We start from the raw sequence: 13,275 nt of genomic DNA, 5'->3' as shown, positions 1-13,275 counted from the left end.
GACTAGGTGACCAACACTCACAGAAGGAAGATCACCATGACCACCGTACTCGAACAGCAAGCCGAACATATCACCACACTCTCCGCGAAGATCGAACAACTCGAAAACGAAATCGACTACACGGCCACCATGATCGCCAGTGACAGCGCCGACAACAACGTGGGCGCAGGCTTCGAATCCAACGTTGCACGATACAAAGTGATACGCGACAGCCTCAAAGCCGCGGGACAAGCATATTGGGACGTCCTCGACGCGTAACACTCCCTAGAACGTACGAAACACCGCCACACGGGCCTTATAGAGGGTAAATGTGTGGGTTCGTTCTGTTCGGGCACGACAACGGCTCTACGGTGCACACAGGAGCGCGGGGCTACTACCTTCTATCATCGTCACGACGCTCGTTAGAACGCACAATCGCAGCAGTGAGAAACACGGCAACAGCAAGCAGCACAACCGAAATCGGAAGACCCGGATGGGCGGGGAACTCGAAACCGAGCACAACACCGAGAACGACAACGAACAAACCCCAATACGTAAGCTTCTTCGACAGACTCACAACGCCCTCTCACTCTAAAACAGAAGACCACTACTTCATTTCCTGATCCCAACACCACACCGCGTCAACAGTTTCAGGTAGACCCAACTCAAGCACGACCGGGTAAGTGACCTTAACACCAGGCTTCACAGTCTCAGGCTGATCGAAAGCATCAGCCACATCAAGCATGCGATTGTAGGTCTCAGCTTCTGCCTGGCCCCCGTACTCACTCATCCAGGTGAGTTCAGCAACGTAATCGGAGGGGTCCGTGATGATGCCGTACTGCATCTCGTCACCCACAATGGTGATGTCAACGTAGTCGCTACCGGACTCCATCGAGCTTTTGGTGTTGTCGATGGTGAGTGATGCCCATTCGGTGAGGCCATCAAGGTCGGTCGCGTCAACGTCATCCTCGTATGCCATGGCTTCAGCAATTGCCTCGTCTGCCGCGTCAGTGTCGTCATCAGTGTACGGGTTCAGGTCGAGCGTGTAGACGGTACCGTTCTCATCTTCGAGGGTGTAAACGTTCGCATCTTCCTTAGCTTCACCGGCTTCAGTTCGGGAAGCGTCGACTTGCTCCGCAGCCGCTTCTGCTGGTTTCGCGGCAGGCTCCTGCGTCCCACAACCAGCAAATGCGACGAGTGAGGCAAGTGCTGTAATGCTGATAATCTTTTTCATGACGCCGCTCCTATTTAGCGTTGTCGTGCGGGTCACTCGGTTGCATCGGGTGACTCGCTTCTATATCGGTAAGCTGAAGCTATCACTACTGCTGTTGATTCGGACGCTAGTTATTACGATTCTTCGCCGTCCCCTACGATTCGTTACCGGATTGTGTCCGTGAATGCAGAAAGGCCCGCACAGCCCGAGAACGAGACACCCTGGGGGGCAACAGTCAGTTACAGCCCGACACCGGCGCTATGGGCACACAGGAGCCTAGAAAGCCGCGCTCCGCTGTTCATACAAGCTCAGCACACGATTCAATAGCAGCACGATCGACATGAACGCCATGGCCGTCTGCGGGAGATCACCATAGCTCTTGGCGACCAACACACCATTTTCCTCGGCGGTCTCGAATCCACGCATAAGCGTCGGCCAAAAATACCCATGGGCCGAACCACTGCCCATGCGCCAACTCATCAGGTACGTGTGAACGAGAACTGGATTATCATCAAGCTCGGGAAGATACTTCGCCGCAGTCTTGATAATGCCTGTGTCACTGGTCTTCTTCCAGCCCCTCACGCGGGACTGAAGCAAGCCCAAGATCTCGCCGTGTGCCCTCTCAAGCTCCTTTACCCTGCCCGACAACCCTTTAACCCCGTAGGCATCATTGAGCTGCTTATCTTTCGTGATGTCCTCGACCGCGTTAGCCTCATTCCGAAGCTCGGCCAGCTTCACCTCCAGGGCCCGATTCGCCTGCAGGTCGGTACTCTCTGCATCAAGAATCCACAGCGCACGGGAGGCGGCAAGCTGTGACGAACGCAGGAAGGCATGCGTGGCCGATGGAGTCAGATACGGCGACCAAAATTCTTCGTCAACGTCCCCCTTAACGATCCTCGCGACCGCCAAGACGTGCTCAAGGGCGATCGAGATCCCTTGCCACGCTACTGTGCTCACTTCGGCCCTTTTGCAGCGTGCGTCCGACAGACCCAGGAGGCTTCCCCTCTGAACCCGCATGGGTGATTGAATATACGACCCCCACCGCTCGAGGAGGTTAATGCAATCCATGAGCCTCTGCTCGGAGCTGACCCCTGAGAACTCCGGATCTCCCGTGGCGCTGTCTGCAGTCATGACCCAACATTAGTTAATGTGTTGCTACACCTGACGTAAACGGCACTAGCACGAATATAACAAAACGATAACGCTGTTCAGTGTTGTAGATCGGCCACCCTAACCACATTGGCGCAAAAGGCTCGCACAGCTGGTGCTCCGGAACACCCAATAACCCCCTAGTGGTGTGTCTCTGTATTAGCTTGCTCGTTCGGTCAGGGTGGTGCGCGCTCGGGCGACTTTCTCCAGGATCGACTCGGCTGTCGCCGTCCACACATACGGTTTCGGGTCATCATTATTGGCATCGATATAAGCCTCGATGCTGTCGATGAGATCGGGCACCGAGTCGAAGATCCCCCGACGCAGATTCTTCTCCGTCAGATCGCGAAACCACCTCTCGACCTGATTCAGCCACGACGATGATGTCGGCGTGAAGTGCAGGTGAAAGCGTTTGTGGTTGGCCAGCCAGTGCTTGATCACGGCATGTTTGTGCGTGGCATAGTTATCAAGCACGAGGTGGACCTGCAGACCCTTGGGCACCTGCGAATCAACGGTTTTGAGGAAAGTCAGGAACTCCTCATGCCGATGCTTGGGAAGACACTGCCCGATGACTTTACCCGTGAGGACATCCAGTGCGGCGAAGAGCGTCGTCGTGCCGTTTCGTTTGTAGTCATGCGTCATCGTCCCGGCCCGACCGGGAACCATCGGCAACGATGCCTGAGTGCGATCGAGTGCCTGGATGGAAGACTTCTCGTCCATGCACAACACCACCGCCTTCTCCGGTGGGTTGAGGTAGAGACCGACGACATCGATGACCTTGGCATCGAAGTTCGGATCGTTCGAGACTTTGAACGTATCGTGCCGGTGGGGTTTGAGCCCGAGTTCGGACCAGACCCTGTGGACGGTCGAGCGGGAGACGCCGACCTTCTTGGCCATCGACCGCACCGACCAGTGGGTTTCGGCTTCAGGAGTCTCGGTCGTCGTCAGACGTACGATCTCAGCGATTGTGTCCTCAGGGATCGAGGGTTTACGTCCGCGTCCTTTCTTCACCGTGCCCCACTGCGTGAGTCCCTCGGCTGTGAACGCCTCGCGCCAGGCGCGCACCGTCATCGCCGACACACCATGGTCGCCGGCGACGGTGCGGATGCCCACACCATCGGCGGAGGCGAGGAGGACTCTGGCGCGGACGACTTCCCGGTGCGCGGCTGTCGATGACCGAGCGATGATCTCGAGGACTTCTCGATCGGTGTCGGTCATGGTCAACGGGGCTGCTGGAGCTGACATGCCCTCATTCTATCGCCCAACGGTATAATCATTTACGAGACACACCACTAGCTCTTCCCGCCGATTATCGCCAGACACTCGAGGCGCTTAAGCAACGTGTCCACCAGGCCCAGTCCCAAGCCCAGCGCACGGTCAATACCGAGTTGATCCAGTTGTACTGGTCGATCGGACAGGAGATTCTGACCCGACAAGAGCAGCAGGGGTGGGGCGGTAAGACCATAGCCCGCCTCGCGGAAGATCTGCGAGCTGAGTTCCCGCAAATGCGGGGCTTCTCTCCTCGGAACTTGCAATACATGACCACGTTCGCCCGTCACTGGGCCGTGGACTCGATTGCGCCACACCCTGTGGCGCAATTGCCTTGGGGCCACATCCGCACTCTCCTCGACAAGCCATTAAGCCAGCAAGCACGTCAATGGTACGCAGCTGCAGCCGTCGAGCATGGGTGGTCGCGCAACGTCTTGTTGAACATGATCATGAACAACACGATGGAACGCAGTGGGGCAGCGCCGTCGAACTTCTCCCGCCAGCTCCCCACCGTTGATTCCGAACTCGCCCAACAAGTAGCGAAGGACCCGTATACCTTTGAGTTCCTCGGCCTGTCAGGACAGGTCGCTGAACGCGAACTCGAACAAGCACTCACCGACCGCATCGTGGAGACCCTGAACGAGCTGGGGCCAGGATTCGCCTTCGTGGGACGGCAAGTCCACTTCGAGGTCGGCGAGGACGACTACTACATTGACTTGCTGTTCTTCCACGTCGAGCAGCTGCGCTACTTCGTAATCGAGCTCAAAACAGGAAAGTTTCAACCCGAGTACGCCGGCAAGCTCAACTTCTATGTGGCAGTCGTTGACGACAAACTCAAACGCCCCGCGCACAGTGCCACGGTGGGGATTTTGATCTGTGGCAGCAAAAACGAGCACAGTGTCCGCTACGCCCTGACACGGTCAGATTCTCCTATGGCTGTGGCCACCTACACTTATGAGGCACTGCCGGCAGCCGAGAAGGCGGCACTGCCCAAGGAAGCCGAACTCTCTGCGGCCTTCGAACAAATCGATACCACCGACGAGTCCCTCCTCTAGGACTTCACTGCCAGAGCCAAGCAGGTAGGGACTGATGCAGGGTTTGATGTCATCGAACCTGGCTCCAGTCCTTCGGTGAGTGTGTCGTAAACTATCCGTCGCAAAACACAAGGGTTCTGAGGCACTTTAGGTGCGAAACACCTTCGATCTGCTCTCAGATTCAGAAGAAGGTAGTGCTGTGTCGTACTTCGCGGCGCCAACGAGGGCATCGACGGAAGTGATCAGCAGGGCCCGGTGCTGCTGAATGCGGGATGCTGACCACGGATCGCCTGGCGCATGTGCCCGCAGGGCGGCGGACGCGGTTTGCCATGCAGTGACTTGGCCAAGCAGCAGGGCGATCACATCGACTGCCATCTCACCGAAGAACTCAGTCAGCACTGTCACTTTCGGCTCATAAGCTTGAACCTCATTCGGTGACGCCTCAGCTCGCTCAAGTCCGGCCCAAGTGGTCAGTCGCAAAACCTCAGGGTGTGCAATGAGATAGTCGAACAGCGCCCCCGCGTAGGCAGGCAAGTCCTCAGCGGTGAACGGCACCGACTCCGCCATATCGGTCAACGCTGATGCCACGACTCGATCAAACAGATCGTTCTTCGATCCGAAATGCACATAGATCGACCTTTTGTTGGCTTGCCCCGTCTCGGCGATCCGGTCCACGCGCGCGCCAGCCAACCCGTACTGGGCAAATTCGGCGCGCGCTGCAGCGAGAATCCGTCGCTTGGTATCTGTGGCATCAGGTGGCATTTCTTCATTCTAAAGGTAACCATCTAGTTATTGACGACGCGAGTGTGGTGTGGAAGCATCGTATTTGTAAGTATCCAGATAGTTACATTGAGGAGTAAGTATGTCCCAGAAAATTCTCATCACCGGTGCCAGCAGTGGCTTCGGACAAGGCGTGGCTCTTGAACTTGCCCGCCGGGGTAATGACGTCATCGCCGCGGCGGAGACGTGGCCACAAGTACGTAGCCTGAGAGCTAATGCCAAAGACGCTGGTGTTGACCTCGAAGTCATCAAGCTCAACCTGCTCGATGAAATCGATATCACCCATGCTGGCTCTTTCGACGTCGACGTCCTCGTCCTCAATGCCGGTGTGATGGAAGGTGGGGCAATGGTCGATATCCCGCTGCAGCGGGTGCGGGAATCGTTCGACATCAATCTCTTTGGACACCTCGAATTGGTCCAGGCGATCGCGCCGAAGATGATCGCCCGGCAGAGTGGGCGAATCGTGTGGACGTCGTCGATGGGAGGGATCCTCGTTGTCCCGTTCCTCGGCGCTTACTGTGCGACCAAGCACGCGATCGAGGCCGTCGCTGGCTCTATGAAGGCTGAGCTGGAGCAGTTCGGCATAAAGGTTGCCACCATCAATCCCGGAGTCTTCGGAACCGGGTTTAACGACACCGGCGCTGAGAGCTATGTTCAGTGGCACGACGCCGAGACCGCACATGTGCCCATGCCTGACTTCGGGCCTTCGCTGGCTGACCAGGCTGATCCGCAGGAGATGGTTGATGCGATGGTCGAGACCATCGTCTCCGATAACCCGGACTACCGGACCATGCGTCCGCTGGAGACCATCGAGGCTGCCAAGCAGTGGCAGGAAACCGAGTGGACGCAGAAGGCCTGAGTCCAGTCATCCCCAGAAAGGAATCGATCACATGTCACATCCGACGATCACCCTGGAAGCCGCGAGCAAGATCATCGACGCCGGGCAATTGAAAGCGCGCGATCTCGGACTCAACGCCGTCTTCGCCGTCCTTGATGCCGGAGCGAATCTCGTCGCCTTCGAACGCATGGATGGAGCCTGGTTGGCATCGAATGATCTCGCGCTGGCGAAGGCCCGCACTTCCGTCATGTTTGAGGCACCGAGCGAAGCGTTGAATGCTCCGCTCCAACTCGGTGAGCCAGTCGCTCACTTCGATCACACAAATGGCGGACTGCTCCTCATGGGTGGTGGTGTTCCGCTCTTCGACACGAGCGAACGAATCATCGGGGCAGTTGGAGCCTCAGGCGGAACACCTGAACAAGACGCCGAGATCGCCCGCGCTGCGGCCGGCTAACAACATGGCGTCGGAGGGTGCCGCCGTGCGTATTCGCAGGGCGACACCCTCGAACGCAGGGTCTGCAGAATCGTCAACTTCTCCAGGGGGCCTATCGATCGGGTAGGCAACACCGATTGGATTCTCAAAAGCCATGCCTCCGGATGAAAAACATGAGGGCAACCCGTACGAATCATCGTGGCACATTCAGCTGGGGCTGCACGGCACTCTGGGCCTGCTCATCACGACCCATATGGGAAGTCACTTCTGGGGGTGAGTGGCTCGTTTTCCCAGTGCAATGAATTTGCGAGCGATGGGGCATGTGATGGTGAGTTTCAAGCGGCGACTTTTGACGTCGTCGAGCACCCGTCGCATGAGTTCCGTGCAGTGGTGGGCTGCTTCCTCGGTGTCAATGGCTTCGCAGTAGATGAGCATGATCTCGCTCTCTTCTGATTCGAGCTTGTAATGAAGTGCCGCGACGAGCTTTCCGGGAAGATAGAGATCGTATTTTGACGATTCTTGGTTGTTGAGCATCGTGTACATCGCACCACACCTTAATGGTCGGGTGTATCGCGTCTTACGGAATGTGAGAGCAGGTGGGGCCGTCGTGAGGTGTCAACGATGATAGCTATGGGTTCGGTCACCGTGTGTCTTGGGCCTCTGCATCGTCGTTGTTGTCGTTGAATCCGATGAGTTCGTAGCCCATTTCTGCAAGTTCTTCGTCTTCGGATCCCGGGGGAGTGTCACCGTCGATCGGGCGTCCGGCCGTCTCGTTGAAGAAGTGGATGCCGATGAGGCCGATGATGCCTGCACCGACGAGGTAGACGGCCGGGAACAGGTCGAACCCGGTGGCCTGTATGACGAAGGTGTTCACCGCAGCCGTGGTCCCGCCGAAGATTGCGGTCGAGATGTTGTAGCCGATGGCGAAGCCGGAGAACCGGACCTGGGTCGGGAAGATCGCCGGCAGCGTCGCCGAGACGCACGACTGCATCATCACCTGGAGCAGAGCGATGATGCCCAGTCCGAGGAATTGGAGGAAGCGTCCTTCGGCATGCATGAGCATGAAGGCCGGGACGGAGAGGACGATGAAGCCGATCGCCGAGGTGTAGAGCACCGGTTTGCGCCCGATCGAGTCCGTCAGTCGGCCCAGCGGGCTGACGACGGCGATCATTGCCAGCAGCAGTCCGACGAGCATGAAATTGCTTGTGACTTCGGAGTGGCCCAGGATGCTGCTGAGGTAGGTCGGCATGTACGTCAGGACCATGTACTGGCCGACATTGAGAAGCACGACGAAGGCCATGAGCATGACGATCTGCTTCTTGTACCCGGTGAAAAGTTCTCGGAACGGTTTCCGGTTGGCCTGCTGCTTGGAGGTGGTCTGTGAGAATGCCTCCGGTTCGTCGAGTTTCATCCGCAGCCAGAGGGCGACGGCGCCGAGCGGCAGGGTCAGCAGGAAGGGCAGGCGCCACCAGCCGGCCTCCATGCCGTCCGATCCGACGACGACGAGGATGATGGTGCAGACGAATGCCGCCGAGGCGGTTCCCGCCAGGGTGCCCATCTCAAGGAAGGATCCGCAGAAGCCTCGTCGTCTGTCGGGTGCCGACTCCGCCATGTAGACGGCGGCCCCGCCGTACTCGCCGCCGGTGGAAAAGCCTTGGACCATGCGGCACAATAGCAGCAGGACCGGTGCGAATGCCCCGAGGGTGGAGTAGCTGGGGAGGATGCCGATGATCGTGGTCGGAATCGTCATCATGATGATGGTCAGGACCATCACGTGCTGACGCCCCACCTTGTCGCCCAAGGGCCCGAGGATGAGCCCTCCCAAAGGACGGAACACGAAGGAGAGGGCGAGGGTGGCGAATGTCAGCGCGACTCCCCATTCGCCGGGGAAGAAGGCGCTGGCGATGTAGACGGACACGTAGGAGTAGACACCGTAGTCGAACCATTCGACGGCATTGCCGAGGGCCGATCCTCCGATCGCCCGCTTCAGCGTCCGCTTCTCGTCGGGCGGCATCGTGTTGATGTCGATGCCATCGGGGGTGGGTACCCGATGGTCCTGCGCGTCGTGTGCTGCTTCATCTGCCAACGTGTTTCACCTCTCGCAGATTTCTGGTGGCCTTCCTGGTGGGCATTTTCAGAAGCGGCGAGCCTGCGTCCGTCGGGTTCTGCAGATCGTTGAGGAAGCTTCGAGCCCAGTGGTGGACATCGTTGTCTTCGACGATCGCTGCCATCGCTGCAATTTGCTCATGGGCGTCGTCACGGGTGAGGCTGGCGGCCTGACTTATTCCGTTCTTCAGCCCGGAGCTGTCATGCGGGTTGACGATGATGGCTCGGTGGAGCTCATCAGCGGCCCCTGCAAATTCTGAGAGGACGAGAGCCCCGCTGCGCCCTTGGCGCGCTGTGACGAATTCTTTAGCGACGAGGTTCATTCCATCACGCAAGGAAGTCACCAGAAGCACGTCCGCGGCGAGGTACAAGGCGATGGTGGCTTCAAACGAATATGGCTGATGAGAATACTGAACAACACCTCGCTCGAGCGTGCCGAAGCGGCCATTGATCCGACCGACGAGGCGTTCGACTTCATCACGCAGGTCTTGATATGCCCCGATTCCTTCGCGTGAGGGCACAGCCACTTGAGTCAACATTGTTGTCTGCGGGGCAAGGACTCCGTCTTCGAGGAGCTCTTCAACGGCCCGGAGGCGATGTGGGATGCCTTTCGTATAGTCGAGTCGATCGATACCGAGCATGAGAACATCGGGGTTGCCGAGATCGTGCCGAAACTGTCGGGAGAGTCGAGCAACTGATTCAGATTCGGCTGCTTCACGAATCGCATCGACATCGACTGAGATGGGGTAGGCACCGATGACGTTCGAGACGCGATCGGGATCGATGCCGAGAAACCTTTGACTCGCATCGCGGAAATTCCTCACATCGGACTCGCGCTGGAAACCGATGACATCGGCCCCGAGCAGCCCATCCAAAACAGCCTCGCGCCACGGAAGTTGCCCCACCAGCCCGACTGGGGGAAAGGGAATATGGTTGAAGAAGCCGATTCGCACATCTCGACGCTGGCTGCGGATCATCCGCGGTACGAGCTGCAGTTGATAATCGTGAATCCAGATGGTGGCCCCATATGCCGCTGTTTCAATCGCGGCCTGAGCGAACCTGGCATTGACGGCCTCATAGGTGCGCCACCAGTCCCGCCGGTATTGAGGCGCGACGATGAGATCGTGATAGAGGGGCCAGAGAACAGCGTTGGAGAAACCTTCATAGTATTGGCGATGCTCTGCACAACTGAGTGGAATGGGGACAAGGTGCATGCCGTCTGCCGAAAAGGGGTTCAATTGTTTCATCGCAGGTCCCCGGCCAGCCGATCCATGCGCCGCTTTCGGCTTTCACAATCGGCGCCAACGCTGAGACGAGGCCTCCCGGTGCTGTGTGCCACGAGTCTCTGCAGCGATCCACGGGTAGGCGGTTGGCCATCACGATGAAGGATTGGCCGTCGCGTCTTGGTGGCATTTCAGCATCCTCTCTTTCGTTAAGGCCTCAGCCCGCACCTGTCGCCTTCGCCAGCTATCCGGGGGATGGGAACTCATGCCCCATCCCCCAGAACCGACACTGTTAGTGTTTCGGGCCGTTTCTGAGCGAGTCAGCGACCCCGCGGGCAGTGTTCTTGACGTCGTCGCCGGCTTGTTTTCCTTCAGCCTGGACGACATCGGTTTTTCCTTCGGCTTCAAGACTCTTATCACCAGTGGCCTTGCCAGCAGCGGTCTTCGCCTTACCTTTAATTTCTTCTGCTTTATGAGAATTTTCGTTCATTGCTTTTCCTTTCAATTTCACTGCATCGGCCAAAAGCGTCCGATGCTGCCGGTGAGATCGGCTATGCCTTCGCCGTCCGTGTGCGACCTGTCAACAGGCCCCACACCAAAAGAACGATGATGGAGCCACCGATGGCGCAGAGCCATGTCGATAGCGAGAAGAACGAGCCGATTCCTTCTCCGAAGATCAGGCCGCCCAGCCAGCCGCCGACGAGGGCGCCGACGACACCGAGGATCAACGTCGCGATCAGACCGCCGCGCTGACGGCCCGGTAAGATCGCTTTGGCGATAGCTCCAGCGATCAGTCCGAGCACCAGGTACGCGATAACACCCATTCAGTTCTCCTTAGTCAAGTGTGACGATTGATCAGTTGAATCAAGCACTTAGGTGTTGATCAGCAACAGGATCTTCCCGTGGTCGAGTTTCTCTTCGAGATCGCTGGCTTCATCGGAACTGAAGTCGAACTCCTCGAAAATCGCTCGAAGTTCCTCACCTTTCTTGGTGTACCGGGTCCCAACCAGCTCGTTGAGGTCGGCAGGCTCATTCGCATCAGTGGCGCCTGCCACACGCTCGGTGCGATCATCGTCATGCGAGACGACGTACAGGTCGTGTTTGGAGATCCCGCTTGATGCCTGGCGCCTGACTTCGGCCATGAGTTCAGTGTCGTCGTGGAATTCCTTGACTGCAGGTTTCATCTGCTCCTCCTTCATGTTTACGACGTAATCAGGCTAGCAGAGGTAAAGCGCTCGTGCGACCATGAGTGATCGCATGCAAAACATTGCGCTTTTATTGTTTTCCTCTTAATGGTAACTTTTTCCACCATGGCATGTTTACAAGGTAAGTGCAACGGAAAGGGGGCTTATGTCTCCGGCTCTGGAACGCATAGACTGCTTGTGGAAGCTCGGCAGTTGTTTGCTCGAGCAGTAGCAGAGCCACGAAATCGGGCAGGGAGGGATCCATGGCCCAGAAACGCCTCACCAGAGACCACATTGTCCTCACATCCATCGCTTTCGTCGATGAACATGGTCTTGATGCCCTCACGATGCGTCGCCTCGGCGACGTCCTCGGGGTAGAGGCGATGTCCCTGTATCGTCATGTCTCGGGACGTGGAGATCTCCTCGAAGGCATGGTCGCCAACCTCATTGACAACCTCTTTGAGAATGAACTCATGATCGAGACACCGACGTCATGGGAGGACTACCTCCAGCGCGTTGCCAACGCGACGTTGCAACTAGCACGCGAACATCCCGAGATCTTCCCATTGATCGCGACTCAGCCCTCACAGGCTCCCTGGTTACGGCCCCCGCTGCGCAGCCTGCGATGGGTCGAAGACTTCCTCTCTACACTGCAGAGATTCGGATTCTCCGACCAAAACGCAGTCAGCGCCTACAAAGCATTCACAAGCTTCCTCGTCGGTGATCTTCTGCTGCAGGTTCATTCCACCGGAGTCGACGACGTGATCGGCTTCGATGGCGACGAAGCTGCAAACGAAGAAGCCGACTTGTCGGGCTACCCCACAGTGATCAGGCTCAGCGAACTTCTGGGTCACGATCATTCTCAACGGGAGTTCGACGATGCCCTCGATGATCTCATCGAACGCATCCGCACGACTCTGACCAAATAGCCACTTCTAAACAACTCGTCCATCGAGTTGCGGAGGACCATTATGCTCGACACCACATCTCAGGCCCTCAAGGTGCTGCTCGTTGCTGATCCGGGACTGCCCAGCCGACGAGCTGCTTCCATCCACACGACATTGGAGCGCGACTTACGCGAGGCCTATGGGATCACGACGACACTGCACACTCTCACCGACACGATTCGGCTGACCCCTGAGCGCGAACTGGCCCTGGGTGCGGTTGACGATCTTCGCGACGATTACCCCGACGTCAACATCATCCTCCTTCTCACCGAGATACCGCGCCACACCCAGGGCGATCCTCTGATCGCCGAGGTCCATTCCGACCGCAACCTTGCAGTCGTCTCATGCCCCACACTCGGAGCCTGGGCCACCAAGCGCCGCATCATCAAAGTCATGATGAGCTCGGTCAACAAATTACTCCCCTGGGATCCGGAAGCCACCACCCGCAAATTCTTGCTCAGGTGGTCCAACTGGTCGAACAATGAAGACTCCCACCATCAGTCCCTACACGCCCACACCATCACCGGCGGGCCTCGCCTGATCTTGGGAATGATGATTACCAACGACCCCTGGCGAACGGCTCCGAAGCTCTCTGGAGCACTCGCGGCAGCCTCGGCCACCGGAGCCTTCGGCATCTTCTACAGCTCGATCTGGCAAATGTCGACCTACCTGTCCACCCTCCGGCTGCTGTCGATCGGCGCTGTCGCCATTCTCGTCATGGTCGCCTGGCTGATCGTCAGCCATAAACTCTGGGATCGACCGGTCAATGAACGACTGGCAACGGTGGTCATGTACTACAACCTCTCCACTGTCCTGACTCTTCTGACCACCGTCATCGTTCTCTATTTGGCTCTGGTCGCACTCATTCTTCTCGGAGGCGGCGTCGTCATCGATCCCGAGTTCATGACCCAACAGATTCAGCAGGACGCGTCGTTTACCAACTACCTCGATATCGCATGGCTCAGCGCAGCAATGGGTGTCGTCGCCGGCGGCATCGGGGCCAGCTTCGACACTGATGCTGACGTGCAGAAGCTGACCCATGGCCAACGGATGCGACAGCGAGTCTACACAGACAACAGCACAGAGTCCGATGATGTTGCTGAGAACAGTTAACTGAAAT

Annotated in this window: 16 protein-coding genes; 6 read left to right on the top strand and 10 right to left on the bottom strand. The window is 57.7% G+C overall.

All coding sequences use genetic code 11. From position 1 onward, the window contains the following. Positions 1–36 precede the first annotated feature (36 nt). Entirely contained in the window at positions 37–258 is a 222-nt protein-coding gene (locus tag BKA07_RS11485) for a hypothetical protein (protein WP_167951003.1), read from the top strand. 328 nt (positions 259–586) lie between these two features. Here the strand turns inward: BKA07_RS11485 and BKA07_RS11480 are convergent, their stop codons facing one another. From BKA07_RS11480 to BKA07_RS11470, 3 genes are all read right to left on the bottom strand, one after another. Beyond that, entirely contained in the window at positions 587–1,213 is a 627-nt protein-coding gene (locus BKA07_RS11480) for a hypothetical protein (protein WP_167951002.1), read from the bottom strand. Positions 1,214–1,468: 255 nt separating this feature from the next. Further along, a complete protein-coding gene (locus BKA07_RS11475; protein ID WP_167951001.1) occupies positions 1,469–2,323 on the bottom strand; it encodes a hypothetical protein in 855 nt (284 codons plus the stop codon). Between the two features lie 177 nt (positions 2,324–2,500). Then, positions 2,501–3,586 carry an IS630 family transposase gene (locus tag BKA07_RS11470; RefSeq protein WP_167951000.1) on the bottom strand — a complete coding sequence of 362 codons (1,086 nt, stop codon included), beginning with the start codon at positions 3,584–3,586 and terminating at the stop codon, positions 2,501–2,503. Positions 3,587–3,597: 11 nt separating this feature from the next. Here BKA07_RS11470 and BKA07_RS11465 point away from each other — a divergent pair, with 11 nt between their 5' ends. Beyond that, positions 3,598–4,665 (top strand): PDDEXK nuclease domain-containing protein, encoded by a 1,068-nt coding sequence (locus BKA07_RS11465; RefSeq protein ID WP_167953147.1) that lies wholly within the window; start codon positions 3,598–3,600, stop codon positions 4,663–4,665. A gap of 126 nt (positions 4,666–4,791) precedes the next feature. Here BKA07_RS11465 and BKA07_RS11460 read toward each other — a convergent pair whose 3' ends face one another. Then, the gene (locus BKA07_RS11460) at positions 4,792–5,406 is read right to left on the bottom strand and encodes a TetR/AcrR family transcriptional regulator (RefSeq protein WP_167950999.1); all 615 of its coding nucleotides are present in this window, start codon (positions 5,404–5,406) and stop codon (positions 4,792–4,794) included. Between the two features lie 100 nt (positions 5,407–5,506). On the opposite strand from BKA07_RS11460, the gene BKA07_RS11455 reads away from it, so the two are divergent. Together BKA07_RS11455 and BKA07_RS11450 are read left to right on the top strand one after the other, a co-directional pair. Then, complete coding sequence (locus tag BKA07_RS11455) at positions 5,507–6,283, top strand: SDR family oxidoreductase (protein WP_167950998.1); 777 nt, start codon at positions 5,507–5,509, stop codon at positions 6,281–6,283. A 31-nt stretch (positions 6,284–6,314) separates the two neighbouring features. Beyond that, positions 6,315–6,716, top strand: a complete 402-nt coding sequence (locus tag BKA07_RS11450; RefSeq protein ID WP_167950997.1) for a GlcG/HbpS family heme-binding protein — start codon at positions 6,315–6,317, stop codon at positions 6,714–6,716. Between the two features lie 240 nt (positions 6,717–6,956). Here the strand turns inward: BKA07_RS11450 and BKA07_RS11445 are convergent, their stop codons facing one another. The 6 genes from BKA07_RS11445 to BKA07_RS11420 all read right to left on the bottom strand — a co-directional run bounded on the left by BKA07_RS11445 (position 6,957) and on the right by BKA07_RS11420 (position 11,208). Continuing rightward, complete coding sequence (locus BKA07_RS11445) at positions 6,957–7,238, bottom strand: N-acetyltransferase (RefSeq protein WP_167950996.1); 282 nt, start codon at positions 7,236–7,238, stop codon at positions 6,957–6,959. Between the two features lie 97 nt (positions 7,239–7,335). Beyond that, positions 7,336–8,781, bottom strand: coding sequence for an MFS transporter (locus BKA07_RS11440; RefSeq protein WP_209043953.1), 1,446 nt, complete (start codon positions 8,779–8,781; stop codon positions 7,336–7,338). After that, positions 8,771–10,048: an alpha,alpha-trehalose-phosphate synthase (UDP-forming) gene (locus BKA07_RS11435; protein WP_342449039.1), complete on the bottom strand. Its 1,278-nt coding sequence runs from the start codon at positions 10,046–10,048 to the stop codon at positions 8,771–8,773. The genes BKA07_RS11440 and BKA07_RS11435 overlap by 11 nt, the downstream gene beginning before the upstream one ends. Before the next feature lie 268 nt (positions 10,049–10,316). Next, complete coding sequence (locus BKA07_RS11430) at positions 10,317–10,514, bottom strand: CsbD family protein (protein ID WP_167950995.1); 198 nt, start codon at positions 10,512–10,514, stop codon at positions 10,317–10,319. 61 nt (positions 10,515–10,575) lie between these two features. Beyond that, positions 10,576–10,848, bottom strand: a complete 273-nt coding sequence (locus tag BKA07_RS11425; RefSeq protein WP_167950994.1) for a GlsB/YeaQ/YmgE family stress response membrane protein — start codon at positions 10,846–10,848, stop codon at positions 10,576–10,578. A 48-nt stretch (positions 10,849–10,896) separates the two neighbouring features. Further along, positions 10,897–11,208 (bottom strand): YflT domain-containing protein, encoded by a 312-nt coding sequence (locus BKA07_RS11420; protein ID WP_167950993.1) that lies wholly within the window; start codon positions 11,206–11,208, stop codon positions 10,897–10,899. Between the two features lie 263 nt (positions 11,209–11,471). Between BKA07_RS11420 and BKA07_RS11415 the strand changes: the two genes are divergently transcribed. Together BKA07_RS11415 and BKA07_RS11410 are read left to right on the top strand one after the other, a co-directional pair. Next, positions 11,472–12,137: a TetR/AcrR family transcriptional regulator gene (locus BKA07_RS11415; protein ID WP_167950992.1), complete on the top strand. Its 666-nt coding sequence runs from the start codon at positions 11,472–11,474 to the stop codon at positions 12,135–12,137. A gap of 42 nt (positions 12,138–12,179) precedes the next feature. Further along, positions 12,180–13,268, top strand: coding sequence for a hypothetical protein (locus BKA07_RS11410; protein ID WP_245161928.1), 1,089 nt, complete (start codon positions 12,180–12,182; stop codon positions 13,266–13,268). Positions 13,269–13,275 lie beyond the last annotated feature (7 nt).

This window comes from Brevibacterium marinum, assembly GCF_011927955.1.
Lineage (GTDB): Bacteria > Actinomycetota > Actinomycetes > Actinomycetales > Brevibacteriaceae > Brevibacterium > Brevibacterium marinum.
The sequence above is the reverse complement of the archived record's forward strand: the minus strand, read 5'-3'. Positions and strand labels throughout refer to the sequence as shown.

What these genes read in the sequence shown, in the direction of transcription:
- BKA07_RS11455 (WP_167950998.1), top strand. Translation starts at nt 5,507, where the DNA reads ATGTCCCAGAAAATTCTCATCACCGGTGCCAGCAGTGGCTTCGGACAA.
- BKA07_RS11475 (WP_167951001.1), bottom strand. Translation starts at nt 2,323, where the DNA reads ATGACTGCAGACAGCGCCACGGGAGATCCGGAGTTCTCAGGGGTCAGC.
- BKA07_RS11460 (WP_167950999.1), bottom strand. Translation starts at nt 5,406, where the DNA reads ATGCCACCTGATGCCACAGATACCAAGCGACGGATTCTCGCTGCAGCG.
- BKA07_RS11450 (WP_167950997.1), top strand. Translation starts at nt 6,315, where the DNA reads ATGTCACATCCGACGATCACCCTGGAAGCCGCGAGCAAGATCATCGAC.
- BKA07_RS11485 (WP_167951003.1), top strand. Translation starts at nt 37, where the DNA reads ATGACCACCGTACTCGAACAGCAAGCCGAACATATCACCACACTCTCC.
- BKA07_RS11410 (WP_245161928.1), top strand. Translation starts at nt 12,180, where the DNA reads ATGCTCGACACCACATCTCAGGCCCTCAAGGTGCTGCTCGTTGCTGAT.
- BKA07_RS11435 (WP_342449039.1), bottom strand. Translation starts at nt 10,048, where the DNA reads ATGAAACAATTGAACCCCTTTTCGGCAGACGGCATGCACCTTGTCCCC.
- BKA07_RS11470 (WP_167951000.1), bottom strand. Translation starts at nt 3,586, where the DNA reads ATGTCAGCTCCAGCAGCCCCGTTGACCATGACCGACACCGATCGAGAA.
- BKA07_RS11430 (WP_167950995.1), bottom strand. Translation starts at nt 10,514, where the DNA reads ATGAACGAAAATTCTCATAAAGCAGAAGAAATTAAAGGTAAGGCGAAG.
- BKA07_RS11415 (WP_167950992.1), top strand. Translation starts at nt 11,472, where the DNA reads ATGGCCCAGAAACGCCTCACCAGAGACCACATTGTCCTCACATCCATC.
- BKA07_RS11445 (WP_167950996.1), bottom strand. Translation starts at nt 7,238, where the DNA reads ATGTACACGATGCTCAACAACCAAGAATCGTCAAAATACGATCTCTAT.
- BKA07_RS11420 (WP_167950993.1), bottom strand. Translation starts at nt 11,208, where the DNA reads ATGAAACCTGCAGTCAAGGAATTCCACGACGACACTGAACTCATGGCC.
- BKA07_RS11425 (WP_167950994.1), bottom strand. Translation starts at nt 10,848, where the DNA reads ATGGGTGTTATCGCGTACCTGGTGCTCGGACTGATCGCTGGAGCTATC.
- BKA07_RS11480 (WP_167951002.1), bottom strand. Translation starts at nt 1,213, where the DNA reads ATGAAAAAGATTATCAGCATTACAGCACTTGCCTCACTCGTCGCATTT.